The 26,144-nt window shown below is 40.2% G+C and carries 21 protein-coding genes and 1 other RNA gene; 18 read left to right on the top strand and 4 right to left on the bottom strand.

What is annotated here, in order from left to right; genetic code table 11:
* From R1T16_RS06010 to R1T16_RS05985, 6 genes are all read left to right on the top strand, one after another.
* Positions 1-951 carry a glycosyltransferase family 2 protein gene (locus R1T16_RS06010; RefSeq protein ID WP_317500191.1) on the top strand — a complete coding sequence of 317 codons (951 nt, stop codon included), beginning with the start codon at positions 1-3 and terminating at the stop codon, positions 949-951.
* Positions 952-1,002: 51 nt separating this feature from the next.
* Positions 1,003-2,730 (top strand): phospho-sugar mutase, encoded by a 1,728-nt coding sequence (locus tag R1T16_RS06005; RefSeq protein WP_317500190.1) that lies wholly within the window; start codon positions 1,003-1,005, stop codon positions 2,728-2,730.
* The gene (locus R1T16_RS06000; protein ID WP_317500189.1) at positions 2,730-4,556 is read left to right on the top strand and encodes an ABC transporter ATP-binding protein; all 1,827 of its coding nucleotides are present in this window, start codon (positions 2,730-2,732) and stop codon (positions 4,554-4,556) included. The genes R1T16_RS06005 and R1T16_RS06000 overlap by 1 nt, the downstream gene beginning before the upstream one ends.
* 142 nt (positions 4,557-4,698) lie before the next feature.
* A complete protein-coding gene (locus tag R1T16_RS05995; RefSeq protein WP_317500187.1) occupies positions 4,699-5,673 on the top strand; it encodes a T9SS type A sorting domain-containing protein in 975 nt (324 codons plus the stop codon).
* 104 nt (positions 5,674-5,777) lie between these two features.
* Positions 5,778-6,401 (top strand): HAD family hydrolase, encoded by a 624-nt coding sequence (locus tag R1T16_RS05990; protein ID WP_317500186.1) that lies wholly within the window; start codon positions 5,778-5,780, stop codon positions 6,399-6,401.
* 10 nt (positions 6,402-6,411) lie between these two features.
* A complete protein-coding gene (locus R1T16_RS05985) occupies positions 6,412-7,110 on the top strand; it encodes a hypothetical protein (RefSeq protein ID WP_317500185.1) in 699 nt (232 codons plus the stop codon).
* A 41-nt stretch (positions 7,111-7,151) separates the two neighbouring features.
* Here R1T16_RS05985 and R1T16_RS05980 read toward each other — a convergent pair whose 3' ends face one another.
* From R1T16_RS05980 to R1T16_RS05970, 3 genes are read right to left on the bottom strand one after another with little or no spacing between them, the layout of a single operon-like run.
* Positions 7,152-7,883, bottom strand: a complete 732-nt coding sequence (locus tag R1T16_RS05980; protein ID WP_317500183.1) for a hypothetical protein — start codon at positions 7,881-7,883, stop codon at positions 7,152-7,154.
* Between the two features lie 45 nt (positions 7,884-7,928).
* The gene (locus R1T16_RS05975) at positions 7,929-10,382 is read right to left on the bottom strand and encodes a TonB-dependent receptor plug domain-containing protein (RefSeq protein WP_317500182.1); all 2,454 of its coding nucleotides are present in this window, start codon (positions 10,380-10,382) and stop codon (positions 7,929-7,931) included.
* 10 nt (positions 10,383-10,392) lie between these two features.
* Positions 10,393-12,111: a M23 family metallopeptidase gene (locus R1T16_RS05970; RefSeq protein WP_317500180.1), complete on the bottom strand. Its 1,719-nt coding sequence runs from the start codon at positions 12,109-12,111 to the stop codon at positions 10,393-10,395.
* A gap of 177 nt (positions 12,112-12,288) precedes the next feature.
* Between R1T16_RS05970 and R1T16_RS05965 the strand changes: the two genes are divergently transcribed.
* From R1T16_RS05965 to R1T16_RS05945, 5 genes are all read left to right on the top strand, one after another.
* Complete coding sequence (locus R1T16_RS05965; RefSeq protein WP_317500179.1) at positions 12,289-12,579, top strand: hypothetical protein; 291 nt, start codon at positions 12,289-12,291, stop codon at positions 12,577-12,579.
* Positions 12,580-12,588: 9 nt separating this feature from the next.
* On the top strand, positions 12,589-12,882 hold the full coding sequence (locus R1T16_RS05960; RefSeq protein WP_317500178.1) for a cell division protein ZapA: 294 nt from the start codon (positions 12,589-12,591) through the stop codon (positions 12,880-12,882).
* Positions 12,883-12,941: 59 nt separating this feature from the next.
* Positions 12,942-13,047: non-coding RNA, 6S RNA (ssrS, locus tag R1T16_RS05955), on the top strand.
* Positions 13,048-13,098: 51 nt separating this feature from the next.
* Positions 13,099-14,661 (top strand): ribonuclease Y, encoded by a 1,563-nt coding sequence (gene rny / locus R1T16_RS05950; protein WP_317500177.1) that lies wholly within the window; start codon positions 13,099-13,101, stop codon positions 14,659-14,661.
* Positions 14,662-15,005: 344 nt separating this feature from the next.
* On the top strand, positions 15,006-15,605 hold the full coding sequence (locus R1T16_RS05945; RefSeq protein ID WP_317500176.1) for an outer membrane beta-barrel protein: 600 nt from the start codon (positions 15,006-15,008) through the stop codon (positions 15,603-15,605).
* Positions 15,606-15,677: 72 nt separating this feature from the next.
* Here the strand turns inward: R1T16_RS05945 and R1T16_RS05940 are convergent, their stop codons facing one another.
* Positions 15,678-16,295: a porin family protein gene (locus R1T16_RS05940; protein WP_317500175.1), complete on the bottom strand. Its 618-nt coding sequence runs from the start codon at positions 16,293-16,295 to the stop codon at positions 15,678-15,680.
* 92 nt (positions 16,296-16,387) lie between these two features.
* Between R1T16_RS05940 and R1T16_RS05935 the strand changes: the two genes are divergently transcribed.
* The 7 genes from R1T16_RS05935 to R1T16_RS05905 all read left to right on the top strand — a co-directional run bounded on the left by R1T16_RS05935 (position 16,388) and on the right by R1T16_RS05905 (position 26,115).
* Complete coding sequence (locus tag R1T16_RS05935) at positions 16,388-17,305, top strand: site-specific tyrosine recombinase (protein ID WP_317500174.1); 918 nt, start codon at positions 16,388-16,390, stop codon at positions 17,303-17,305.
* A gap of 75 nt (positions 17,306-17,380) precedes the next feature.
* A complete protein-coding gene (locus tag R1T16_RS05930) occupies positions 17,381-18,904 on the top strand; it encodes a PAS domain-containing sensor histidine kinase (RefSeq protein WP_317500172.1) in 1,524 nt (507 codons plus the stop codon).
* Complete coding sequence (locus R1T16_RS05925) at positions 18,891-19,286, top strand: two-component system response regulator (RefSeq protein WP_317500171.1); 396 nt, start codon at positions 18,891-18,893, stop codon at positions 19,284-19,286. Before R1T16_RS05930 ends, R1T16_RS05925 begins: the two co-directional genes overlap by 14 nt.
* Positions 19,287-19,401: 115 nt before the next feature.
* Positions 19,402-19,998, top strand: coding sequence for a TetR/AcrR family transcriptional regulator (locus R1T16_RS05920; RefSeq protein WP_317500170.1), 597 nt, complete (start codon positions 19,402-19,404; stop codon positions 19,996-19,998).
* Positions 19,999-20,197: 199 nt separating this feature from the next.
* Positions 20,198-21,343, top strand: coding sequence for an efflux RND transporter periplasmic adaptor subunit (locus tag R1T16_RS05915; RefSeq protein WP_317500168.1), 1,146 nt, complete (start codon positions 20,198-20,200; stop codon positions 21,341-21,343).
* A 31-nt stretch (positions 21,344-21,374) separates the two neighbouring features.
* Positions 21,375-24,584 (top strand): efflux RND transporter permease subunit, encoded by a 3,210-nt coding sequence (locus R1T16_RS05910; RefSeq protein ID WP_317500167.1) that lies wholly within the window; start codon positions 21,375-21,377, stop codon positions 24,582-24,584.
* A gap of 118 nt (positions 24,585-24,702) precedes the next feature.
* Positions 24,703-26,115, top strand: a complete 1,413-nt coding sequence (locus tag R1T16_RS05905) for an efflux transporter outer membrane subunit (RefSeq protein WP_317500166.1) — start codon at positions 24,703-24,705, stop codon at positions 26,113-26,115.
* Positions 26,116-26,144 lie beyond the last annotated feature (29 nt).

Below are 26,144 nucleotides of genomic sequence, written 5' to 3'. Positions count from 1 at the left end.
ATGAATATATCTATCGTAATCCCTCTTCTTAACGAGGAGGAATCTTTGAACGAATTACACCAATGGATCGTAAGGGTCATGGCAGAGAACAATTTCAGCTATGAGGTTATCTTTATTGATGACGGAAGTACTGACGGTTCATGGAACACCATTCAGCAGCTATCTGCACGAAATCCTGATATAAAAGGCATACGTTTCCAGAGGAACTACGGAAAATCGCAGGCGCTGCATGCCGGATTTGCCAAAGCTCAGGGAGATGTTATCATTACTATGGATGCCGACCTTCAGGACAGCCCTGACGAAATACCGGGATTATACAACATGATAACAGCCGACAACTATGACTTGGTTTCAGGCTGGAAGAAAAAGCGTTATGACTCTGTCGTAGCAAAAAACCTTCCGTCTAAATTGTTCAACTGGGCTGCCAGAAAAACATCAGGCGTTAAGCTGAATGATTTTAACTGCGGACTGAAAGCCTACAAAAATGTTGTAGTAAAAAACATAGAGGTATCCGGCGAAATGCACCGCTATATCCCTGTACTCGCTAAAAACTCGGGCTTTGCTAAAATTGGCGAAAAAGTGGTTATCCACCAGGCGCGTAAATATGGGTCGACTAAATTTGGCATGGAACGTTTTGTAAACGGCTTCCTTGACCTTATCACCATCTGGTTCCTGTCACGTTTTGGTAAAAGGCCTATGCACCTTTTCGGCGCACTGGGGGCGTTGATGTTCTTCATCGGTTTTGCTTCTTCTATATATATAGGAGCAGTTAAGCTGTACAGGCTGGCGCAGCACCAAAAGTCGATACTGATTACCGATAATCCGTGGTTTTACATTGCGCTTGCCACAATGATTATTGGTACACAGTTGTTTTTAGCAGGATTTTTAGGCGAAATTATTCTTCGCACAAAAAATAATGAGGAGCGCTATAAAATTAGCGAAATTTTATAAGTTAATTCCTGTTACATCAGGTAACTTAGGTTCTCTAAAATTTAAACAAAAATGAACATCGAAAAATCTATTCTTGATAAAGTAAACGTTTGGTTAACTCCTGTTTTTGATACAGATACACACAACGCTATAAACGAAATGATGACTTCTTCTCCTAAAGAGCTTGAAGAATCTTTTTATAAGAACCTTGAATTTGGAACGGGCGGTATGCGCGGCGTTATGGGTCCGGGTACAAACCGTATCAACCGCTATACACTTGGAAAAGCTACACAAGGCCTTTCTGATTACCTTAAAACATCATTCCCCGGCGAAGAGCTCAAAGTCGCCATTGCCTACGACTGCCGTCATAACAGCGACACCCTTGCTAAAGTTGTTGCCGATGTATTTTCAGCAAACGGCATCAAAGTATTCTTATTTTCTGAACTGCGCCCTACTCCTGAGCTTTCGTTTGCGGTAAGGCACCTTAACTGCCATGCAGGTATTGTGCTTACCGCTTCGCATAACCCACCGGAATACAATGGTTACAAAGTATACTGGCAGGATGGCGGACAGCTTGTACCGCCACAGGACGGCGAACTTATCGAGATTATCGAAGCATTAAACTATGACCAGATAAAATTTGAGGCTAACGAAGGCCTTATCGAATATATTGATGACGCAGTAGACAAGGCTTTTATACAGACTTCACTTCAGGCGGCCACATTTAACACGCAGCAGGAAGAAAAGGATGCGCTTAAGATTGTTTTCACGCCACTGCACGGCACGTCAATAACGCTTATACCTGACCTTCTTGAGAATGCAGGATATAACAATGTACACCTGGTGGCAGACCAGTCTAAACCTGATGGGGATTTCCCGACCGTAAAATCGCCAAACCCGGAAGAACCGGAAGCTTTAGCCATGGCTATAGCACTGGCCGATGAAATAAATGCTGACATCGTTGTAGGTACAGACCCTGATAGCGACCGCCTTGGCGTTGCCGTGCGTAACGGAAACGGTATCATGACACTGCTTAACGGCAACCAGACAATGGTACTTATGACGCATTTTCTTTTAGAGCAGTGGAAAAAGAAAAACCTGCTTAAAGGAAATGAATTTATTGCTTCGACAATAGTATCTACACCTATGCTTGCCGAACTGGCTACAGATTATAATGTAGGCTTTAAAGTAGGACTTACCGGCTTTAAATGGATTGCCAAAATGATAAAAGACTTCCCGGATGAAACATTCATTGGTGGAGGAGAAGAAAGTTTTGGCTATATGGTAGGCGATGCAGTACGCGATAAAGATGCTGTTACCTCTACCCTTTTGCTTTGCGAAATTGCAGCCCAGGCAAAAGCCAAAGCAAGCTCACTATACCAGGAACTTCTTAAGCTGTATGCAGAATACGGATTCTATAAAGAATACCTTATTTCACTGACTAAAAAAGGCATGGACGGCGCTGCAGAGATCAACCAGATGATGATTGGCCTGCGCGAAAATCCGCTTAAAGAAATAAACGGCCAGCGTATTGTAATGGTAGAAGATTACAAGGCGTCTACGGCACGCAACTTGTTTACAGACGAAACCGAGGAGCTAACACTGCCAAAATCTGACGTATTAATATATTACCTTGAAGACGGCACTAAAATTTGTGCGCGCCCAAGCGGTACAGAACCTAAAATCAAATTCTACTTTAGCGTAAACGAAAAACTTGGCGACGTTAAGAACTTTAAAGCCGTTGAACAATCGCTTGACGATAAGATTAAAAACATCATCGAGGAGATGAACCTTATTTAATGAGTAATTTTAAAAAAATTCTTCGCTTCGCGAAGCCTTACAAAAAGTACGCATACCTGAATATTTTTTTTAATATTCTGTATGCGCTTTTTAGTACATTATCCTTCATTGCATTAATTCCAATGATCTCGGTCATTTTTGATGACACAAAAAAAGTACAGGCAGAACCTGTATACACAGATATAGGTCATCTTAAAGATTACCTTGGAGAATATCTTAACTATTATGTAACGATTACTAATGAAACCAAAGGTGTTGAATACACCCTTGCATCAATGGTAGTTGTAATTATAAGCATATTCCTTTTAAAGAATTTCTTTAACTACCTGGCATTGTTCTTTGCGACATTCCTTAGAAACGGAGTTTTAAAAGACTTAAGGGATGCTATGTATAAAAAGATAATAGAATTGCCGTTATCATTTTATTCTGAAAAGCGAAAAGGCGATGTTATCGCACGTATGTCATCTGACGTAAACGAAGTTCAGTCTTCTTACCTGTCAATATTAGAACTTATCATTAAAGAGCCGCTTACCATTATATTCTCTATTGCAATAATGGTAACCATAAGCCCTAAACTTACCCTGTTTGTTTTTGTTTTTATTCCGCTTTCCGGATTTATAATATCTAAAATTGGTAAATCGCTTAAGAAACAGTCAGGAAGAGCCCAACAGGAACAAGGAACATTTTTATCTATCATAGAAGAAACTCTTGGCGGCCTGAAGGTGATCAAAAGCTTTACTGCTGAGAATTATTTTTCTAAGAAATTCTACGGTTCTACCGAAAGGCATTATAACCTGTCTAACAGAATTCTTAACCGCCAAAACCTTGCTTCACCGTTAAGCGAGTTTATGGGAATATTAGTAATCGCAATTCTTTTGTGGTACGGAGGCCACATGGTACTTGTTGAGCAATCACTTAAAGGGTCGGCATTTATAGGCTACATGGGACTTGCTTATAACATCCTTACGCCGGCAAAGGCTATATCTAAGGCTTCTTACGACATCAAAAAAGGTAATGCAGCAGCAGACAGACTTATGGATGTGCTTGAGCAGCATAATCTTATTGCCAATAAACCAAATGCAATAGAAAAATCGACTTTTGAAAGCAACATTTCTATAGAAAACATCAACTTCCGTTATGAGCAGGAAAATGTATTAAAAGATTTTTCGCTTATTGTTCCTAAAGGACAGACTGTTGCACTTGTAGGCCAGTCAGGAAGCGGAAAAAGTACAATTGCCAACCTGCTTACCCGTTTCTACGATGTACAGGAAGGCAGCATTAAAATAGACGGTACTGACCTGCGCGACATGAAGCTCGAATCAGTAAGGGGCATGACCGGGCTTGTAACACAAGACAGCATCCTGTTTAACGACACGGTAAGAAGCAATGTTTCTCTTGGAAAACCTGATGCCACAGACGAGGAAATTTATGCCGCACTTAAAATTGCCAATGCCTATGAGTTTGTAGAAGGACTGCCTGATGGCATCAATACAAACATCGGCGACAGCGGTAATAAGCTGTCAGGCGGACAAAAACAACGCCTTAGCATTGCACGTGCCGTACTTAAGAATCCGCCTATCATGATACTGGATGAAGCAACTTCTGCCCTGGACACCGAAAGCGAAAGACTGGTACAGGAAGCACTGGAAAACATGATGCAGAACAGGACATCGGTTGTTATTGCCCACAGGCTGTCTACTATCCAGAAAGCTGATAAGATCGTGGTAATGCAAAAAGGCCGCATTGTGGAACAAGGCACGCATGATGAGCTTATAGCTCGTGAAGGCACCTACAAAAAACTGGTAATGATGCAGTCGTTTGAATAAGGATAAAAATACTACAAATAAGCAAGAGCACTGTTACGGTGCTCTTTTTTTATTATAAAATGTAACCTAATTTAGCCTCATTGTACGGTTACTAAAAATAAGTTTATTATATTCGGCACAATATCAACAATAACAGCCTTTTATGAAAAAAATTACTTTCCTTACATTATTCTGCCTTGCAGCCTTGGGCACTAACGCCCAAAATTTTTACAATTTTACCAAATCACAAGCCGAATATGCCAATCTCGAAAACAGCATATCTATTAATAACGGCCAGGTTTGGGATTATGATACTTTTTCAACTATCAATATTCCTTTTAGTTTTTCAATAGGTGGGCAAACTGTCAACAGATTTCTTTTCGAGGATGATTACTTTGCATTTGCAATCCCAAATGGAAGTTTTGAAGCAGGCAACGGCATCTTTTATTTCTATCCCTCGGTGGCTTTAATTCAGGATAGAACGTACAGTACTAATGTTTCGACTTCACCCCTGAGCTATAAGATAGAAGGCGAAACAGGGAATCGTATACTTAAACTTGAAATAAAAAATGCCGGGATTGAAGACGCGGTAAATCTGGGATTCAATGAAGATTTTTTTTATATAAACATCCAAGTTTGGTTATATGAAGCTGATAACACTATAGAAATAAGATATGGTGCAAACAACATTACTGATATAGCTTACGTAGCTGATCCTAATGACCGCCTTTTTGCAGGAATTGAAGAAAGTGACACCAAAATTTATGTAATTTATGGTGAAAATTTAGACCCAACTTATGGAGAATTTGTAGAAGCAAATTTACCTGATCAACTTGGGGCAGATGCTTTCCCATCTAACGGCACTGTTTACAGGTTAGCACCAACTTCTGTTGCAGGCGTGCCACAATTTGTAACGTCAACTACAAGACTATATCCTAATCCTGCGTCGAATGTAGTAAATCTAAAATCAGATAATGTTATGGTTTCAGAATATGCAATTTATAACATTCTTGGAAAATTGGTAGCGGAGAGCAAAATTACCGAAACCAATAATGCACAGATAAACATAGAAAGTTTAGAGAAAGGTATATACTTTGTGAAAGCAAACAACCACTATTTAAAGTTCATAAAGAACTAACACTACATGACAATCGTATATAATAATATTTGGTTAAGGATAGCTGCATTTTTTGCAGCTATTTTTTTATGCCGTAACTTTAAACTTTAAATCCGAATTTATATATGCCCGTAAAAGCTATTATCTACGACCTTGACAATACCATATTCCCTGTCAGCTCTATAGGAGACAAGCTATTTGGCCCGTTGTTTGACCTTATCGCGCAAAGCGGTCAGCATAATGACCGGATGGGCGACATACGTTATGCCATAATGCGGACACCATTCAGAATAGTAGCACAGCGCCATAACTTTAGCGATGAACTTACACAAAAAGCAATAGAACTACAGGATATCATCGAGTATACAGGCGAGATACTACCTTTTGAAGACTATCCTGAGACCAGAAACATTCCCGGAGAGCGCTTCCTTGTCACTACCGGTTTTAAGACCATGCAGCTAAGTAAAATAAGGCAATTAGGCATTACGGCAGACTTTAAGGAGGTGCACGTTGTAAATCCTGTAGAGAGTTCAAAAAAAGAAGTTTTTGCAGATATACTTAAACGCTACGATTACAAACCTGAAGAAGTCCTAGTTATAGGCGATGACCCGGAATCTGAAATTGCTGCTGCAAAGGAGCTGAACATTCCCACTGTTCTATATGATAAAACAAGTACCTTTAGCAAAGACGAAGCAGACTATACAATTGATCATTTTTCTGCCTTAAAAGACATTTATCTAAATTCCTGATTTAAAAGTAATGTACATACCTAACTCTGAGATAAACCTTCCTGATAACGACACCATAGTATGGAAATACATGGATTTGTCTAAATTTCTGGATATGCTGTTGTGCCGCCAGCTTTTTATGTCGAGGTCAGATAAATTTGAAGACCAGTATGAAGGTACATTCAGCGAGCCCACGTATGAGGAACTAAAAAAATTATCCGAAAACAATCAGGAGTTTCTTAACTACCATAAGCACCATCGTAAAAATGTCGTTATAAACAGCTGGCACATCAACGAATATGAATCTTTTGCTATGTGGCAGATATTCACAAAAAATAATGAAGGGCTGGCAATACAGTCCACTATTGGCAGGCTTCAGGAAGCGCTGGGACCGGAGAACCGTTATAACCAGTACATAGGCGCTGTAAAATATATCGATTATAAAAAAGAATATGTTCCGCTGGATAATCCTTTTTTTCCCTTCCTTTTCAAACGAAAAAGCTTTCAGTACGAACGTGAGGTGAGAATAATATCTGACCTTTCAGATCAGAATACCTACATAAATGAAGGTGTTAAAACCAACGTAGACATCAAAAAAATGATTGACAAGATTTACATTCACCCAAAATCAGAGAACTGGTACAAAAATCTTGTAATACAGCTTATGCAGCAGCTAGGCTTTGATTTTGAAATTGAAAAATCTGACCTGGAGAGCGATATTTTTGTTTAGTAGTATAGATGACAGATAAAAAACCTGGACGCAGCTTTAAGCTAGTTTACCGGCTCATAATTGGTAACCGGCATATCCGGCTGAAGCAGGCTTACATAATGATAATGCACCTTGTCGTTTTTATCAAAAGCACCATTCTTGTTTATATCCTCTATAGTACGAAAGTATATCCTGCCCTGTGCATCTATAATATTCCAGTCGATAAGTTCCTGAACATCGTCAGACAGTTTCCTGAAACCCTGTCCGCTGGCATCGCTAATATATAATGACCTGATATCATTCGCATCTACCTTGCCATCCTGATTGGTATCTGCATCTACGAGTGTGTAAAGCAACAGGTTCTTTTTGTATTTATCGGCAATTGTATTAAGATATGTGGCGGTCTGGATCTGTACTTTCTTATCGGTCAGCGAATGTAGGGCCGTTGAATCTATGTGCTGAAATTTAAGGTTCTCAAAGTAACCTGTAATTTCAAAGCGGTTATAATTAGAGATGGCATAACTTACAGAACTATTGGTACGGCTGCTGCCGTAGCTCCTGTTACTGTCGTCGTATACGCGTATATCACCTATCGGGTGGATAAGGTATTTGGTACCTTCCATGTGCACAGGAAGATCCGAAACCTTTATCTCAGTAGAATCTACTTTTTTAGCCTGTCCTTTAGCCGCAGGTGTATTGCCGTCATAAATTACTTTAGGCTTTTCGGTTTCATTCTTACAGCTTACAAATAATATTGCAGATATAGAGAATAGGGCTATCAGGACTTTTTTCATTTTATAAAAGATATAATACCAAAAATACGCAAAAACTTTCAATAACTATATGCTTACGTTCAGCTTAAGGCTAAATACGCGACTCGTAAGATAATTAGGAATCCCATACTGGCTCTTTGTATACGCATCACGAACCCATGTATTGGTTATTGCATTTTGGTTATTAAACAGGTTAAATATCTCTAAACCAAGAGACAGGTCCCTGAATACAGAAAGCCAGTGCCCTTTTGGATACTCCATTTTAGAATCTTTAAATACATACGAGAATCCGGCATCTACACGGCGGTAGTCGTTAAGCCTTGACTGGTATTTATAGGAATCAGCATACGATGGCGAACCACCCGGCAATCCTGTATTATATACCAGGTTAAGATACAGCTTAAGGTTAGGTATGCTAGGCACATAATCCTGAAAAAGGATACCAAACTTAAGCCTTTGGTCTGTTGGCCTTGCAATGTACCCCCTGTCATCTATGTTTTCTTCTGTTTTCATGTAGCCAAAGCTCAGCCACGATTCTGTACCCGGCACAAACTCACCGTTCATCCTTACGTCAAGTCCGTAAGCATAAGCAGTAGCGTCATTATTGGCACGGTAGCGCATACGCACATTTTCTAATGTATACGAATTTACGTTATCCATTTTTTTATAGTAGGCTTCAGATACAAGCTTAAATGGCCTTTCCCATAATTTAAAGCTGTAATCGTTACCTAACACCACGTGAATGGATTGCTGTGCTCTTACGTTAGGCCTTACCTGCCCTAAAGAATCACGTAATTCCCTGTAAAATGGCGGCTGGCTGTATAAACCTCCCGAAAGGCGGAACAGCATATCCATTTTCCAGGCCGGTTTTAACGTAAGCTGACCTCTCGGGCTCACAATCGTTTGTCCTTTGCCTTCTACATCTCCCCCTACTTTCCAGTAATGGGCACGTACACCTGCATTAATAAACAAATCGGCAGCGCCAATTTTTGTCCTGTGGCTCCACTGCGTAAAGCCTGAGAAACGGTTTATAGTCACAAAATTCGTAGACCTTATATTGCTATATGGAACAAGTTCGCCTGTATACGGGTTGTACGGCTGGTCATTTCGAGGCAGATCTACAACAGGAGGCCTTATCGAGAATCCTGCCGAATCTATAACTTCGTATTCGTACAAACGGTCACGAATATCTTCACGGGTATATTTAACACCCCACTCCAGCCTGTCTTTATTTATAATATGGTACCCTTTTACCTCTGCATTGGCAATAAGCGCATCAAGGTCGTTGCGGGCGTGTGTAAGCTGAGAGCCTACTGCACGGGCAAACCTGATATCACCAAAGGTTTCAGAACCTATATTAGTGTCAACTTCTCCAAGATTATATTGTGCAAGTATATCAAAATGCTCCTGCTCCTGCGTATGGTACAATGAACCTATAACTTTTAACTGAAACGTTTCAGATACCGTATAAGTAGATTTTAAGGCGCCGAAGTAAGTAGTATACTCATCTTTTTCCTGCCCGTCGTAAAATATCTGCAGGGCAACAGGATCGTCTATAGTACCAAAGTTAGTCTGCCTTGTGAGCGGCTGGTAATGATATTTATTCTGCGATATGTTACCCAGAAAACTTATTTCCCACTTTTCTGTTGGGTTAAAGTTGATCATCGTTTGAATATCGGCAAAAGTAGGCTTAAAGTTAGATGTTGTCTCCTGGCTGTTAACCAAAAGACTGTTATCCCTGTAACGGGCACCTATAAGCCCGCTCCATTTCTGGTTTTTAGAAATTCCTTCAGCTGTTATGCTTCCGCCAAGAAAACTAGCTTCAGCCTGAAGTCCGTTTCTATAAGGTCTTCTATAAGTAATATCTAACACCGAAGACATTTTATCGCCATATTTTGCCTGGAATCCACCCGCTGAAAACTCAACGTTTTCTACCATGGCAGTATTCGTAAAACTCAAACCTTCCTGCTGTCCTGAGCGGATAAGAAAAGGACGATAGATTTCAATATCCTCTACATACACAAGGTTTTCATCATAGTTACCACCGCGCACAGCATACTGCGTACTCATCTCATTATTAGAATTACCCCCCAGCAGCTTTACGATATTTTCAACACCGGGATTTGCACCGGGAATGTTTTTTATTGCCTCTGGCGAAATTCTCGTAAGCCCCTGTATCCTCTGCCTGCTGGTTGTACCATTTATGGTAAGACCACCCATTTCTTTACTTGTACCTATAAGTATGGCGTTGATCTCTCCCTTACTGTTAGCCGGTAAATTAATCACTGCCGAAGCAGTAACAAAAGTAATATGCGAATATTGGATCGTAACATCTTTATCTGCCGGAATCTCAAGTTTGTAAAAACCTGTTTTATCTGATACTGTCTGGCCTTTTACGCCATTATCATCATAAAAAACGGTAACGGCGTCTACCGGCTGGCGGCCTTCATCTAAAAGTACACCATATATAAGAGCTTTTTCCTGGGCAAATGCGGTTGCTCCTATTAGTAACAGAAGCAAGGTAAAAATTTTATTTATCGTTTTCAACAGAGGTTGGGTTTTGTGTTCTGAAAAAATGCGTTTCAAAGGTAGCAGAATTTCCCACACTATCAGTAACTGTAACTTTTAAATCGTTACGCCCGTCGGCAACTACGCCATCGCTGAAGTTGTGGTATATAATCTTTGTCTTGTAATCGTAATGCATAAGTATCCATTTCCCGTTAAGCCATGCGTCAATGGTTGCAATCCCGGAACGGTCGTCACTTATCTTCAGGCTGAACTGTTTGTTCTTAGTAAGCCATTTCCCTGCTGTAAAGCTCGGGCTGTAAATTTTTGGCGGATTATAATCCTGAACCAATTTAAAATCGCCAAGTACTTTTACTTTGGCTGTAAGCCTGCCTGCATCCATATAGCTTGAGTTATACGAAATACGTTTTTCTGTAAAACCTGCGATAAATGTTTTTTGCAGTACGTCTTTAGGTATTCCGGTTACGTCAAATGAAACCGTGAGCGGCGAATGCACCGGGATCGTCGCATTGTGCAGATGCAGCACCGAATCTTTTACATCAAAATCCATGTAAAAATCTTCATAGAATGCATTAGCAGGAATAAATACCGAAACGTTATTCTTTGTATAATTACTGTCGTTGCCTGCTTTTACGAGGTATGGGGTAATATTTTTTGTTTCTTTTATTGCAGCGGCTGCGTCGGCATATTCTATGCTTCCGTTGATTATCTTTTTGTTGCCGTGATAATCGCTTACCTCAATCCTATAGTTTTTAACCTCACCGGGGGTGATATCAAACTGCCCATTAGACGTATTTTTTTTGATTACCGAAAAACCATAAGGCGTTTTAATAAAAAGCTTCTGGAAACGCTGGCCTGTGCTGTAAAACTTCTGGTAATCTATAAAGTTGTTGATATAACGCGATTCGTCAAACGCGAAGGTGTTAAAGGTGTACTGGAAATATGGATTTCCGTTAAAAAATGTTTCAACGTGGTAAATGCCGTTATTGCCCACGCTGCCCTCTGATTTATCAGAAGCATTTATAGCCAGCCCAATCTTACCCCTTGCTACAATCTTATCGGCAAGGTACGTACCGTCTGCCTGTAGCTTTAAATTAACAAGCGACGATTTTTCAGATCCGTCTGCAACAGCCCCATCACTCAGCGGATAGACCATCATACCAAAAACAGAGGGCACCTTTGTATCCTGCATCTTTTTATCCATACCGAATAGCAGCGGATTAATAACCCATTCTGTTTTTGTATCCCTGAATTCAAAGTGAAGATGAGGCCCGCCTGAACCACCGCTATTGCCCGAATAGCCTATAAGTTCCCCTTTAGTTACTTTTATCTGGTCCTTAGCCGGAAACAATTCAATGTCAAAAGATTTTTTCTCATACTGTCTCGCCCTTACATAGTCATCTATCCTTGCAGAATACGCCTGAAGGTGCCCGTAAAGCGTAGTAAAACCATTTGGGTGGTCTAAATACAATGCTGTTCCGTAACCATACGATGATACCCTTACGCGCGACACATAACCGTCGGCGGCGGCATAGACCGGCAAGCCTTCGCGTTGCTGTGTTCTGAAATCCAGGCCTGCATGAAAATGGTTTGTACGTAACTCGCCAAAAGTACCCGATGGATTTATGGGTATGTCCATTGGTGAACGGAAATAATCCTGTGGAAATGGCTGCTGCGCCCAAAGCGAGGTAATAAATAATAAAGTAAAAAACAGTAATCTCATAGGGCTAAAATATAAAAAAGCAGCTGAAAAACAATTGGCATTAGCTTAAACTTATAACTGTTTCCCCTACAATTTATCACGCCGTTACGAAATTTTTCGCATAAATTTTACACAAAGTATTGTTTCTAATTAAAGTAATATTAACTTTGTAAAATCATGTAATGAAAGTTGACTGTTATGAGCGGATTATCCCAAATAGTTGATGCTCTTGAGATTAAAATAGAAAAGCTCGCCCAGAAACTGGACAGGCTGCAAAAAGAGAATCAGGAGCTGGAGAATGAGGTTTCCCGGTCAGCTTTGGCCTTAAGCAGGCAGAGTGAGGAGGTTACATTGCTTAAACAGCAAAACGAATCGCTAAGAATGGCCAATTCATTACTGGGCAGTGACGACAACAAAAGAGAGACAAAACTCAAAATAAATTCATTGATTCGCGAAATTGATTACTGTATAGCACAGCTATCTGATTAAAAAAAGAAGATGGACGACAAGCTTAAGATCAAAATATCAATTGCAGACAGGGTTTACCCGCTAAACGTAGATCCGTCGCAGGAAGAAGGGCTTAGGAGCGCTTCTAAAAAAATTGATGCCATGATGAGGCAGTTCGAAGAAAACTATGCAGTGCGCGATAAACAGGATGTTTTAGCCATGTGTGCATTACAGTTTGCAGCACAGGTAGAACAAAAGCAGCTGGACAAGTCTGCCGATCTTGACACAGCCTTTGAAAGGCTTAAGCAAATGGATGAAAAAGTGAGTGCGCTTCTCGAAAAATAATAAAAATACGTTCTTTACATACGTCAAAAATACTGCCTACATTAGTACCAATTTGATAAACTCAACGCCAATATTTTAAAATGGATGAATCGTCGCTACTATAGCATGCTGCCCTGAGCAGATCCTTGAACAGCTTGTTAGTCCAAAACTTGTCTTTACGAGTTTATACAATTCTTCTGATGTAGGCTTTTTTATTTAAACATACCAAACAAATCTATGGATATTACTTTAATTATAATTATTGCACTGGTAGGAACCGCGGTCGGTTTTGGAATCGCCAAGTTCCTCGAGAAGAAAAACGTATCAACCCTGATAAAAAACGCTAAAAAAGAAGCAGGTTCTGTACTTAAAACTGCACAAATTGAGGCTGAATCGATAAAAAAAGACAAATTACTGCAGGCTAAAGAAAAATTTCTTGAACTAAAAGCAGAGCATGAACAGGTTATCTTAGGCAAAGACAAGAAAATCGCCGAAGCAGAGAAAAGAACAAGGGACAAAGAATCTCAGATATCAAACGAATTAGCGAAGACAAAAAAGGTTAACGATGAGGCTGAAGCTAAGATCGCTGACTATAACTCGCGTATTGATTACCTTGATAAAAAACAACAGGAGATAGACAGGCTTCACAAAAGCCAGGTAGACCAGCTTGAAGTTATTTCAGGACTATCTGCAGATGAAGCTAAGAACCAACTTGTGGAAAGCCTTAAGGCCGAGGCTAAAACAAGTGCAATGTCTCACATACAGGACACTATTGAAGAAGCAAAGCTTACTGCGCAGCAGGAAGCTAAAAAGATAATCATCAGCACTATCCAGCGTGTGGGTACAGAAGAAGCAGTAGAAAACTGTGTATCTGTATTTAACATCGAATCTGACGATGTGAAAGGGCGTATCATTGGGCGTGAAGGACGTAACATCCGTGCGCTTGAAGCAGCTACAGGTGTTGAGATCATCGTTGATGACACACCGGAAGCTATTATCCTTTCATGTTTTGACCCTGTAAGAAGGGAAATTGCACGTCTTGCATTGCACAAGCTTGTTACTGATGGTAGGATTCACCCTGCACGTATTGAAGAAGTTGTTGGAAAAACAGCAAAACAGATAGAAGACGAGATCATTGAGGTAGGTAAACGTACTGTAATTGACCTTGGTATCCACGGACTCCACCCTGAACTTATTAAAATTGTGGGAAGGATGAAATACCGTTCTTCTTACGGACAGAACTTACTGCAGCACTCAAGAGAAGTATCTAAGCTTTGTGGTATCATGGCGGCAGAACTTGGCCTTAATGTTAAGCTTGCTAAAAGAGCAGGTTTACTTCACGATATAGGTAAAGTACCGGATGCAGAAAGCGACCTTCCTCACGCACTACTTGGTATGCAGTGGGCCGAAAAATATGGTGAAAAAGAAGAGGTTTGCAACGCGATTGGTGCTCACCACGACGAGATAGAAATGAAGTCACTTTTATCTCCTATCATCCAGGTATGTGATGCTATATCTGGTGCAAGGCCGGGCGCAAGGAGACAGGTTCTTGACTCTTACATTCAGCGTCTTAAAGACCTTGAAGACATCGCTTATGGATTCCAGGGCGTTAAGAGTGCTTATGCCATCCAGGCAGGACGTGAGCTTCGTGTTATTGTAGAAAGCGAAAAAGTAACCGATGATATGGCTGCTAACCTTTCATTCGAAATATCGCACAAGATACAGACTGAAATGACTTACCCGGGTCAGGTAAAAATTACCGTGATCAGGGAAACAAGGGCGGTTAACATTGCCAAATAAAACGCTTAATTATTGAGAAACTTATATTCTCAGGCTTTAAATATAAACTCCGGAGGTAACTTCGGAGTTTTTTAGTTTAAAAACTTGTTTTGATTTTGTAAATTCTTACATATATGCCCATATTAATAATACATTCTGTATAATGATATGCTGATATACTGAAATGTAAGATCACGGTTTATTTTTGCAAATACCTGGATTTTCAAACAATTTGAGTTCCAGTTTTTTATGGCTTATCGATATTCTCAATAGTTAAGCTTTAGTTAAAATCACCATTAGTGGGTATTTCACTTGTTAAAAAAAGTCATAATTTTGCGCCAACAATAATCAATTATCACAATCAAATGAAAAAAATTTTATTATCAGCTATCGCAGTAATGGCTTTTGGTTTTGCTAACGCACAGGAATCAACAGGAACTGTAGGTTTTAAACAAGGAGACATTTTTGCTACCGGATCAATAGGATACGGATCAGAAAAAACCGGAGATTTTAAAACTAACCAATTCAACTTTTCTCCAAAAGCGGGTTTTTTTGTAACTGACAACATTGCTATTGGTGTACAATTAGGCTATACTTCAAGCACTGAAGAGCAGCCAGGTGAAGGTGACGTTAACTCAAACACGTTTGAGGTTGGAGCTTTTGGTAGATACTATTTTACTCCTGCAAGAAACTTTTCTTTCTTTGGCCAGCTTTCTTTAGGTTATGCTACACAAAAAACGGATCAGGATGGTGTACCTGGAGAGTCTAAATCTAACGGTGTAAACGTAGGTCTTGCTCCTGGTATTAGTTATTTTGTATCTGAGCATATCGCTCTTGAGGCTACTTTCGGTCTTTTAGGATACAACACGGTTAAACCGGACGTTGATGGTGCAGAATCTACAGATTCTTTCAACATTGGTGCAAACCTTACTGATATCAATTTTGGTATAGTTTACAAATTCTAATATAATTAGTTTTTCAAATAAGAAAGCCCCATGCGTTGCATGGGGCTTTTACTTTTATAAGATGATAAGGTCTTAGAATTTGTAACCGATACCAATCTGGAAAACCGAATTTTTAATATCCTGGTCTTTTACAACATCTGTTATACCTAAGTTATAACGACCTGTTGCAAATAATCCCATTTTTGTTTGGAATGTAAGGCCTGCAGCCACGCCAAATTCAAAATCTTCTGCTTCGTTAACGTCAAGGTCTCCCCCATCTGCATTTGCATCAGCATCAATCTCTTCATTTACCTTAAAGCTGAACTGTGGACCTGCTTCAATACTTAATCCTTCTATCAGATACACCTTAGCAAGTACCGGCACATTAATGTAATCTAGCTGGTACTCTACTTTTCCTTCTCCACCAAAGATACCTCCGTTTACATCACTTTTAAATCCCTGTCCTGAATACAGTGCCTCTACTTGTAAAGAGAATATCTCTGCAAGCGGAAATTCGGCTAATAAACCAACATGGAAGCTTGTTCTTGAATCAGGGCTGTCAAAATCATCGCCTGTTACTGTTGCAAAGTTAACCCCACCTTTTACACCAAAGCTTGGTGACATGTTAGTGTTGCTTGGATCCTGTGCATATACTGTTGCTCCTGCAAATAGTAATGCTGCTGCTGAAAGTGTTTTAAATAGATTTTTCATTTTTATAGGTTTTAGTTTTGTATTTCAAAATTATAGCATTAAAATTGGCGTAATTCCGAAAGGATTCTTAATTCACATAACTTTAACCACGTATGAAAAGTTGGATTAAATTCATAAGCGACTATAAATCATACCTTAAGATAGAGCGCGGCCTCTCTGTAAATTCTGTAGAAAATTACTGTTTTGACGTGCGAAGACTGGTGGAATACCTTGATAATAATGCAATTGAGGTTTCTCCGCTTGTTATAGATGAAGAAATAATCCAGCAGTTTGTTTACCATATTGCGTCAGAGTTGAATCCGCGTACAAGGGCAAGGATAATTTCGGGCCTTAAGAGTTTTTTTAACTATTTAATCTTTGAAGATTATAGGAAAGATACCCCTATGGAGCTTATTGAGGTGCCAAAAATTGGCAGAAAACTACCTGATACGCTTTCAACTTCAGAAATTGATGCGCTTATTGGTGCAGTTGAAATGAATAAAAGAGATAAGGAAGACAGATCTCAGGGAGAGCGCAACCGTGCCATGCTAGAAACATTATACAGTTGCGGGTTGCGCGTATCTGAATTGGTTACCTTAAAATTATCTGACCTTTATTTTGATGAAGGGTTTATCAAAATTACAGGAAAAGGCAATAAACAGCGTTTTGTTCCTATTGGCAGCTTTACACAAAAATACATCAACATATATATAGAAGCTGAACGCAATAAGCTTACCATACAAAAAGGGCATGAAGATACCCTGTTTCTAAACCGTAGGGGCAAGAGCCTTACCCGCGCTATGATCTTTACCATAATTAAAGACCTAGCGAAGAAAATTGGACTTACCAAGACAATAAGCCCGCACACTTTCAGGCATTCGTTTGCCACGCACCTGCTTGAAAACGGTGCTGATTTACGGTCCATACAACTAATGATGGGCCATGAATCTATCACGACGACAGAGATTTATATGCACATTGACAGAAAATTTCTCAGTAACGTACTCAATACTTACCACCCAAGACGATAATAATTAAATAAAAGACCCTTTTTTTTAATAAAAGTTATTAATTTTAAGACTTGCATTAAAACAGAAAATGGGGAGATGAAGGTTTTTGATAATCCTGATATTGTTGATGGTGAAAGCCTGAGTGATTTTTATGAAAAGCTTTTAAGTCAGGTTCCGGATCTTATATTTAAGATACGCTGGAACAGTGACTCAAAACGCTATGCCATTATATTTTTAAGCGAGAGTATTAATGACTTACTCGAAACGCCCTCTAAGGTGTTCATAACAGATCCTACTAAATATTTCCGCGAGCGAATCTTTGAAGAAGACCTGCAGCCATTTATAAGCAGCCTTGAAAAATCGAGAAAAACCATCTCTCAATGGGACAATATATTCAGGGTAAACCTGCCCATTAAGGGGCTAAGATGGATGCAAATAACAGCGAAGCCTGAACTTAAGCCCCATGGCTCAGTGAGCTTTTATGGCAGGGTAACCGATATTACCGAATTTAAGCGCCAGGAACAAAAACTTCACTTATCGGAAGAGCGTTACCACTATGCTCTGAAAGCGGCATCGGAAGGAATATGGGATTGGGACATGAAGACCAATGTGGTATACCTCTCTGCACAGCTAATGAAAATGCTGGGTAAAACAGAGGTGCCTGCTTATTTTCCGAATACTTTTTGGTTAAGCCGCATCCATCCTGATGATATGGAGGCATATAATAAAAGTAAGACCGATTATTTTAAGAAGAAGAATGCAACTTACGAAAGCATTTATCGTGTCGTTACCGACCAAGGCAAATACCGCTGGGTGCTTAGTCGCGGCAGTGTTGTTGATTATGATGCCAAGGGTAAGCCTGCAAGGGTTATAGGTACGCTAAAAGACATTAACCTGCTTAAGGAGAAAGAAGTAGAGCTGGGCAACACCATAAATATAATTGTAAGCCAGAATAACCGCCTTAATAATTTTGCACATATAGTTTCGCATAATTTAAGGTCGCATGCAAGTAACCTTAAAATGCTGCTGGATTTATTTAAAACTGCAGATGCAGAAGAACGTGAAGAGATGCTGGAGCACCTGGAAGCTATCTCAAACGGGCTGAGCATTACCATAAGCCACCTTAAGGAACTTGTAGAGATACAAACAGAGATAAAGAATGTACGTGAGCAGCTGAACCTGAGGCACTACCTTAAAAACATACTCAACATACTGCATAACGAAATTAAAAAGCACAATGTAGATATCGAAATCAACATACCGCTGGATGTTACAGTAAACTATAATCCTGCCTATCTTGAGAGTATATTGCTTAATTTTACAACGAATGCCATTAAATATTCAAGTCAGGAAAGAAAGCCGATGCTTTCGTATGATTTTGAGATCATTGACGGCAGGAAGATATTATCCATTTCTGATAACGGATTGGGTATAGATCTTAAAAAACATAAAAACTCCCTTTTTGGGATGTACAAAACCTTTCATAAAAACCAAAATGCCAGGGGAATTGGCCTTTTTATTACTAAAAACCAGGTTGAGGCAATGGGAGGAAAGATTGAAGTGACCAGTGAACTAAACAAAGGAACGACATTTAAAATTTACTTTGATGAAGAAGATTAGCAACCTTTTTGTAATAGATGATGATAAGATTTATCATTTCCTGCTAAAAAACCTGTTTAAACAGAACGGAATAGACGTTGCATCTACTTTTTTTATTAATGGTCATGACGCCATAGAGCATATTAAGACAAATCCGTCAGGCGAAGTTTTGCCGGATTTAATACTATTAGATGTAAATATGCCGATAATGAACGGCTGGCAGTTTCTTGAAGAATTTAATAAAATATCGGGCTCTCTCGCTAAAAAGCCCACGATATATATGATAAGCTCGTCTAATAACGAGGTTGATATCAACAAATCGAAAGAATTTGACGGGGCTGTAAAGGGATATTTTTTAAAGCCTATTTGCAAAGAAGACCTTGAAAAGATCTTTCTTTACTAGGGTATAAGATATGTCTATGACTATTATAAGAAAAAATGATGCAAAAAATTTGCGTTGATAAAAATATACACCTTACCTTTGCTTAACGCTGTTAAGTAATTTAAAAGCTATAAAAATGGGAAGTAAAGAGAGAATTTTAAGACAGAAGGAAGAAACCCGTTCTAATATACTTAAGGCTGCCAGAGAAATCGTAAAAGAAGAAGGATGGCAGGGCCTGAGCATGCGTAAGATTGCTGACAAAATTGAATATACAGCTCCGATTATTTACGAATATTTCTCTAATAAAGAGGCTATACTACAAGAATTGACGTGTAAAGGCTTTATGATCTTAACAAAAGACCTTGAGGCTGCAAAGGCAGAGTCTGAAGATGCTGCTGCGCAATTAGAGGCAATGTGGCTTGCTTATTGGAATTTTGCTTTAAAGAATAAGGAAATGTACCAGTTGATGTACGGCGTGGAAATGACCTGCTGTGCCCAACGAAATACGGATACAGACGCACCATACGTGTTGATAACATCTGTAATTTCTGAGATCATGGGACTTAAAGAACCTAAACCGGAAGTAATTAAACAGAAATACTTCCTGTTCTTTTCGGTTATCCACGGACTTATTTCAATAAACATTGTAGGTAACGGATTATCTGACGAGATCAATAAACAAATATTAAAAGACGCAATCGCCGGTATTGTACGGTATATAAAAGAAGAATAAAAAAATTTGCCAATCCACTTAACACCATTAAATAATCTAACTCAATTATATCATGAATCTACATCTTTAGCAATTTTGCTTTTTTTTACCGAATTACTTAACACCGTTAAATGGTTTAAAAGCATAAAGTCAAACACATCATTATTATTTTAATTTTTTTGGACTATCACTTAACATCATTAAATAATCTAACTTCATTATGAAACGCATAATTTTAATCATAGCTATTGTTCTTGTTGCCGGCATAGCTTTTTATGGCTTCACTAAAAGCTCAGACGAGCAGGCCCCTGCCGCACAGGCAGTGTCGGTACCTGTATTCACTGTAGGCTCCGGTCAGGCCGTAACCTATCAGGAATATCCTGTTACTGTAGAAGGCAGGACTAACGTAGAGATACGCCCGCAGGTAGACGGCTACCTTGATAAGGTATTTGTAGATGAGGGTGCCTTTGTAAAAGCAGGCCAGCCGATCTTCAAAATAAACGAAAGCCGTTACCGCGAATTACTTAATAATGCTCAGGGAGCGCTCAACAGTGCCGAAGGTGCACTTATAAATGCCAAACTTGAGGTTGAAAAAATGACCCCGCTTGTTGAAGGCAAGGTAATTTCGGAATTTCAGCTTAAGAATGCTAAAGCGTCTGTTAAGATTGCCGAAGCAAATAAAAATCAGGCGCAGGCTGCCGTAGCATCAGCAAGAATCAACCTTGGCTACACATTAATAACTGCACCTGTAGACGGTTATATTACACGCCTGCCTAAAAAACAAGGAAGCCTTGTTTCTGCTGCCGACCCTACTCCACTTACGTTACTATCTGACATTCAGGAAGTACATGCATACTTTTCTCTTGGGGAAGCTGATTTTATAGCATTCAAAGATAAATTTGAAGGCAATACATTAAACGACAAACTTAAAAAGCTGCCTCCGGTTGCTTTAGTATTAGCTGATAACAGCGAATATGAGCAAAAAGGCAAGATTGATATGGTAGACGGCCAGTTTGACAGAACTACAGGTGCCATAACTTTCAGGGCTAGTTTTCCAAATGCAAAAGGGCTATTACGCTCAGGTAATACAGGAAGGGTTCGCGTTGGCATAAACCACGATAATGTAATACTTATTCCGCAGTCTGTTACGGCAGAAGTACAGGATAAGGTATTTGTATATGTAGTGGATAAAGACAATAAAGTTACTAAGAGCCCTATTACTATTTTAGGTAAAAGCGGCACTGATTATCTTGTAAAAGACGGAATTAAAGCAGGCGACCGATTAGTATTTAAAGGCTTTGAAACGCTACAGGACGGAACAGTTATCGTTCCTGAAAAAGTTCAGCCTGAAGTTGCTGCTAAATAATTACAAACTAACAATTTAAGCAAAACCAAACATGTTTAAAAAATTTATAGACCGGCCGGTTCTGGCTACGGTCATATCCATCCTATTGGTAATTCTAGGTATATTAGGCCTCGTAAATTTACCTTTACAACAGTTTCCTGACATTGCCCCGCCGGCGGTACAGGTAACCGCTCTTTATCCTGGTGCTAACGCAGAGACCGTACTTAGGTCGGTTGCGCCATCGCTGGAAGAGTCAATAAACGGTGTAGAGAACATGAGCTATATGAGCTCTACAGCAAGTAACGACGGATCGCTTGTTATTACTGTATACTTTAAACTGGGAACAGATCCTGACCAGGCTGCGGTAAATGTACAGAACAGGGTATCGCAGGCCACAAGCCAGCTTCCGTCTGAAGTTATACAAGCAGGTGTTACTACGGCAAAACAGCAAAACAGCCTTATCATGGTACTTTCTATGTACACAGAAAATGATAAAGCATATGACCAGACGTTTCTTGCCAACTATGCGCAGATAAACATCATTCCTGATATTAAAAGGATTCCGGGCGTAGGCCAGTCAATGATTTTTGGTGGTAGTAAAGACTACTCCATGAGGGTTTGGCTTAAGCCATCTCAAATGTCTACCTACAATATTACACCAAGAGAAGTTACAGCAGCTATACAAGACAAGAACTTAGAAGCTGCACCGGGTAAATTTGGTGAAAGCAGTAAAGAATCTTTTGAATACGTTATTAAATATAAAGGTAAGCTTAACAAGCCTACCGATTACGAAAACATAATTGTTCGTACCAACGCCGATGGTTCTATACTACGCCTTAAAGACGTGGCAAGGGTAGAATTTGGAGCTTACACCTACGGTAACTTTACAAGGGTAGACGGTAAACCGGGAGTAAATATTGCAGTAATGCAGCTACCTGGTTCTAATGCAAATGACATCCAGGTTTCAATTGCACAACTAATGGAAAAAGCGTCAAAAAACTTCCCTAAAGATGTAAAATACCTGACGCTGTATAACACTAAAAGAATGCTTGATGCTTCTATCGAACAGGTAGAGCACACTCTTATAGAGGCGTTTTTACTTGTATTTATAGTAGTGTATCTCTTTCTTCAGGATTTTAGGTCAACCTTAATTCCAGCCATTGCAGTTCCGGTAGCAATTTTAGGAACGTTCTTTTTCATGTCGTTGTTTGGTTTCTCTATCAATATGCTAACACTGTTTGCTTTGGTACTGGCTATTGGTATCGTTGTGGATGATGCCATCGTGGTCGTAGAGGCGGTGCACTCCAAACTGGAGCGGGGCTATCAGCCAAAACAGGCCACCACATCTGCCATGAGCGAAATTACAGGAGCTATTATCTCTATTACACTGGTAATGTCGGCAGTATTCCTTCCGGTAGGATTCATGGAAGGTTCAACCGGGGTATTCTACAGGCAGTTTGCATTAACATTGGCTATAGCAATCGTTATATCGGCAGTAAATGCATTAACCCTGAGCCCTGCGCTTGCAGCATTGTTCTTAAAAGGACATGATCATAACCACACCCATAGCGATGTTGATAAAGATTATGAATATAAAGCGCCTAACTTTAAAGAAAGGTTCTTTAAAGGCTTCAATGTGGGTTTTGATAAGATCACAAACCGTTACATGGGCAGCCTTAAGTTCCTTATAAAATACAGGTGGTTTAGCCTTGGCGGGCTTGCAGTAGTAGTACTTGCAACTGCGTGGATGATAAAAACTACGCCGTCAGGATTTATCCCGTCTGAAGATCAGGGCTTCATTGCCATATCTGCTTCGATGCCTGCGGGTACATCACTTGAACGTACAACCCAAGCTCTTGCCGAAGTTGAAAAAGTATTAAGGCCGGCAGAATATACTCGTACTCTTAACATACTGGCAGGTTTCAACATGCTTACGCAGTCGTCAAGCCCATCATTTGGTGTAGCATTCGTACTGCTTAAAGAAGATAAAGAACGCGGAAGCGTAAAGAACATTGACCAGATCATGAACGATGTACGCCAAAAGCTTTCAGCGGTAAAGGGCGCTAACTTCTTCGTGTTTACCTTCCCAACCGTTCCGGGTTTCAGTAATATCGACGGTCTTGATTTTGTACTTCAGGATCGTACCGGCGGTAAACTGGATAAATTTAGCGGTATTGGTAACAACTTTATCATGGAACTGATGAAACGTCCTGAAATAGCCGTTGCATTTACACCTTTCAGGGCAGATTACCCTCAATATGAAATGGAGGTTGATGATGTTAAGGCAGAACAACTTGGCGTTAGCGTGCGGGAGCTTATGTCTACCGTCCAGTCCTATTATGGTAGTGCACAGGTATCTGACTTTAACCGATTTGGTAAATACTACCGTGTTATGGTTCAGGCCGATAAAGATGACCGTTCTACATCAGAATCATTAGGTGGCGTATTCGTTAGAAACAAAACCGGCGAAATGGTTCCTGTTAGCACACTGGTTAAACTGCAAAGGGTTTACGGACCTGAAAATGCATCACGATATAACCTTTTCAACTCTATGGGTGTAAATGCAATCCCTAAACCGGGATACAGCTCTGGTGCAGCCATTAAAGCTGTAGAAGAAGTTGCTGCTAAACACCTGCCGCCGGGTTACTCGTATGAGTTCTCAGGTATGACAAGGGAAGAGATAATCTCAGGAGGCCAGTCGGCAGTAGTATTCATGATGAGCTTACTGTTTGTGTACTTCTTACTTGCAGCACAATACGAAAGCTACATATTGCCAATGGCCGTAGTACTATCTATACCTACAGGAATATTTGGTGTATTTGCCGCCATAGGCATGACAGGCATCTCTAATAACATTTATGTACAGGTAGCACTTGTAATGCTTATAGGACTGCTTGCCAAGAATGCGATCCTTATTGTAGAGTTTGCCGTTCAGCGACGCAGAGCCGGTAAAACTTTGTTATCTGCAGCGCTTGAGGCAGCTAAACTAAGGCTTCGCCCTATCATTATGACATCACTTGCCTTTATCGTGGGACTTATACCAATGATGGGTGCCGTAGGGCCATCTGCACAGGGTAACCACTCTATCAGTATAGGTGCGGCCGGAGGTATGATAACCGGGGTAGTATTAGGATTGTTTATCATTCCTGTATTGTTTATCGTGTTCCAGTACCTTCAGGAAAAAGTATCGGGTGTGCCATTTAAAGCAGCAGGCGCCGAAGCCGTAGAGCACCTGAAAGAAGAATTGCATTTAGTAAAATAAATTTTCGAGCCTTAATTATTGTGTTTTTTATCTGCCCGCTCCCCTCTCCTCAAGGGAGGGGCCGTGGGTAAGGTACTACCAAATTTTGGGCAACTTAAAATATATAGCACCACATAAAATGAAAACGTATAATATTTATCTTCTCTTTACTGCATTCCTGATACTTACAGGCTGTAAAGTGTCTAAAGATATAGAAACACCACAACCGGAACTTCCGCAGGCGTACAGAAATGCCCCGGCAAGCAACGACACCACAAGTGTTGCAACCATAGAGTGGAAACAGTTTTTTCCTGATGCAAACCTTCAGGAGCTTATAGGCAAAGCTGTTACCAATAACTATGATATGCAGACTGCACTTAAAAATATTGAAGCGGCACAGCTTCAGCTAACGCAGACAAAATGGAATAATGTACCGCAGCTTAACTTTGGGGTTACTGCAAATACTACTATCCCATCACAAAACAGCTTAAACGGCATCAGCCTTAGCAGCTTTTTGAATACAAGCCATATTGAAGACTACAATGCCAGCGGATCACTTTCCTGGGAAGCCGACATTTGGGGTAAACTAAGAGGCCGTAAAAAAGAAGCGCTTGCACTTTACCTTAAAACAGAGGAAGCAAGAAAGCTGATCCAGACAAACATCGTGGCAAGCGTGGCACAGGGTTACTATAATCTGCTTATGCTTGATGCGCAATTGGCCATAGCTAAAAAGAACCTTGCACTTAATGAAAACACAGTGCGTATTGTAAAGATGCAGTTTGATTCAGGCCAGGTAACGGCACTTGCATTACAGCAAACCGATGCGCAAAGGCTTAGGGCTGCGCAAATTTTACCCCAGCTTGAAAAAGAGGTAACGCTTCAGGAAAATGCTTTAAGCATACTTACAAGTGTACTGCCCGGCGAAATCGCGAGAAATACAACCTTAGATCTTACACATCTTCATAAAGAACTTTCTTCAGGAGTTCCATCATCAATCGTTAGTCACAGACCCGATGTAAAGTCGTCAGAATATGATCTGGCTGCTGCCAATGCACGGGTAGGTATAACTAAAGCATCAATTTATCCGGCGCTGAATATTACAGCTGCAGGCGGGCTAAATTCTTTTAAATCAAATAACTGGTTTAATATGCCTGCGTCTTTATTTGGTATGGTGGCTGGTAGCGTTACGCAGCCATTGTTGCAGAGAAAGCAGCTTAGGACCCAATATGAGGTTGCCAAAGTAGAGCGCGAAAAAGCGGTGATTGCCTTTAGGCAGTCGGTGCTTAGAGCTGTAGGAGAGGTATCTGATGCTTTAGTAAAAGTAGAGAAGCTTAAACAGGAGCAGGAGTTTGCGGCAGAAAGAGTGGCCAACCTGCAAAAAGCGACAACCAATGCCGACAAGCTGTTTCAAAGCGGCATGGCCAATTATCTGGAAGTGATTACAGCACAAAGCAATGTGCTGCAAAGCGAACTGGACCTGGCGGCATTAAAGAGAGACCAGCTTAGCGCTGTGGCCCAATTATACAGGTCACTGGGTGGTGGCTGGAAGTAATGGTGTTATTGTTTTAAGTGGAAAAACCC

It is taken from the genome of Flavobacterium sp. DG1-102-2, assembly GCF_033042555.1.
In the GTDB taxonomy this organism is placed as follows: Bacteria; Bacteroidota; Bacteroidia; order Flavobacteriales; family Flavobacteriaceae; genus Flavobacterium.
Note: the sequence above shows the minus strand (reverse complement) of the source record. Positions and strands in the feature narration are given on the sequence as shown.

Bases quoted from the DNA above. Each gene is read 5' to 3' on its own strand.
- rny (WP_317500177.1), top strand. From the start codon at position 13,099: ATGGATATTACTTTAATTATAATTATTGCACTGGTAGGAACCGCGGTC.
- R1T16_RS05985 (WP_317500185.1), top strand. From the start codon at position 6,412: ATGTACATACCTAACTCTGAGATAAACCTTCCTGATAACGACACCATA.
- R1T16_RS05920 (WP_317500170.1), top strand. From the start codon at position 19,402: ATGGGAAGTAAAGAGAGAATTTTAAGACAGAAGGAAGAAACCCGTTCT.
- R1T16_RS05935 (WP_317500174.1), top strand. From the start codon at position 16,388: ATGAAAAGTTGGATTAAATTCATAAGCGACTATAAATCATACCTTAAG.
- R1T16_RS05995 (WP_317500187.1), top strand. From the start codon at position 4,699: ATGAAAAAAATTACTTTCCTTACATTATTCTGCCTTGCAGCCTTGGGC.
- R1T16_RS05915 (WP_317500168.1), top strand. From the start codon at position 20,198: ATGAAACGCATAATTTTAATCATAGCTATTGTTCTTGTTGCCGGCATA.
- R1T16_RS05905 (WP_317500166.1), top strand. From the start codon at position 24,703: ATGAAAACGTATAATATTTATCTTCTCTTTACTGCATTCCTGATACTT.
- R1T16_RS05970 (WP_317500180.1), bottom strand. From the start codon at position 12,111: ATGAGATTACTGTTTTTTACTTTATTATTTATTACCTCGCTTTGGGCG.
- R1T16_RS05925 (WP_317500171.1), top strand. From the start codon at position 18,891: ATGAAGAAGATTAGCAACCTTTTTGTAATAGATGATGATAAGATTTAT.
- R1T16_RS05910 (WP_317500167.1), top strand. From the start codon at position 21,375: ATGTTTAAAAAATTTATAGACCGGCCGGTTCTGGCTACGGTCATATCC.
- R1T16_RS05930 (WP_317500172.1), top strand. From the start codon at position 17,381: ATGAAGGTTTTTGATAATCCTGATATTGTTGATGGTGAAAGCCTGAGT.
- R1T16_RS05945 (WP_317500176.1), top strand. From the start codon at position 15,006: ATGAAAAAAATTTTATTATCAGCTATCGCAGTAATGGCTTTTGGTTTT.
- R1T16_RS05940 (WP_317500175.1), bottom strand. From the start codon at position 16,295: ATGAAAAATCTATTTAAAACACTTTCAGCAGCAGCATTACTATTTGCA.
- R1T16_RS06000 (WP_317500189.1), top strand. From the start codon at position 2,730: ATGAGTAATTTTAAAAAAATTCTTCGCTTCGCGAAGCCTTACAAAAAG.
- R1T16_RS05990 (WP_317500186.1), top strand. From the start codon at position 5,778: ATGCCCGTAAAAGCTATTATCTACGACCTTGACAATACCATATTCCCT.
- R1T16_RS06005 (WP_317500190.1), top strand. From the start codon at position 1,003: ATGAACATCGAAAAATCTATTCTTGATAAAGTAAACGTTTGGTTAACT.
- R1T16_RS05960 (WP_317500178.1), top strand. From the start codon at position 12,589: ATGGACGACAAGCTTAAGATCAAAATATCAATTGCAGACAGGGTTTAC.
- R1T16_RS05980 (WP_317500183.1), bottom strand. From the start codon at position 7,883: ATGAAAAAAGTCCTGATAGCCCTATTCTCTATATCTGCAATATTATTT.
- R1T16_RS05965 (WP_317500179.1), top strand. From the start codon at position 12,289: ATGAGCGGATTATCCCAAATAGTTGATGCTCTTGAGATTAAAATAGAA.
- R1T16_RS06010 (WP_317500191.1), top strand. From the start codon at position 1: ATGAATATATCTATCGTAATCCCTCTTCTTAACGAGGAGGAATCTTTG.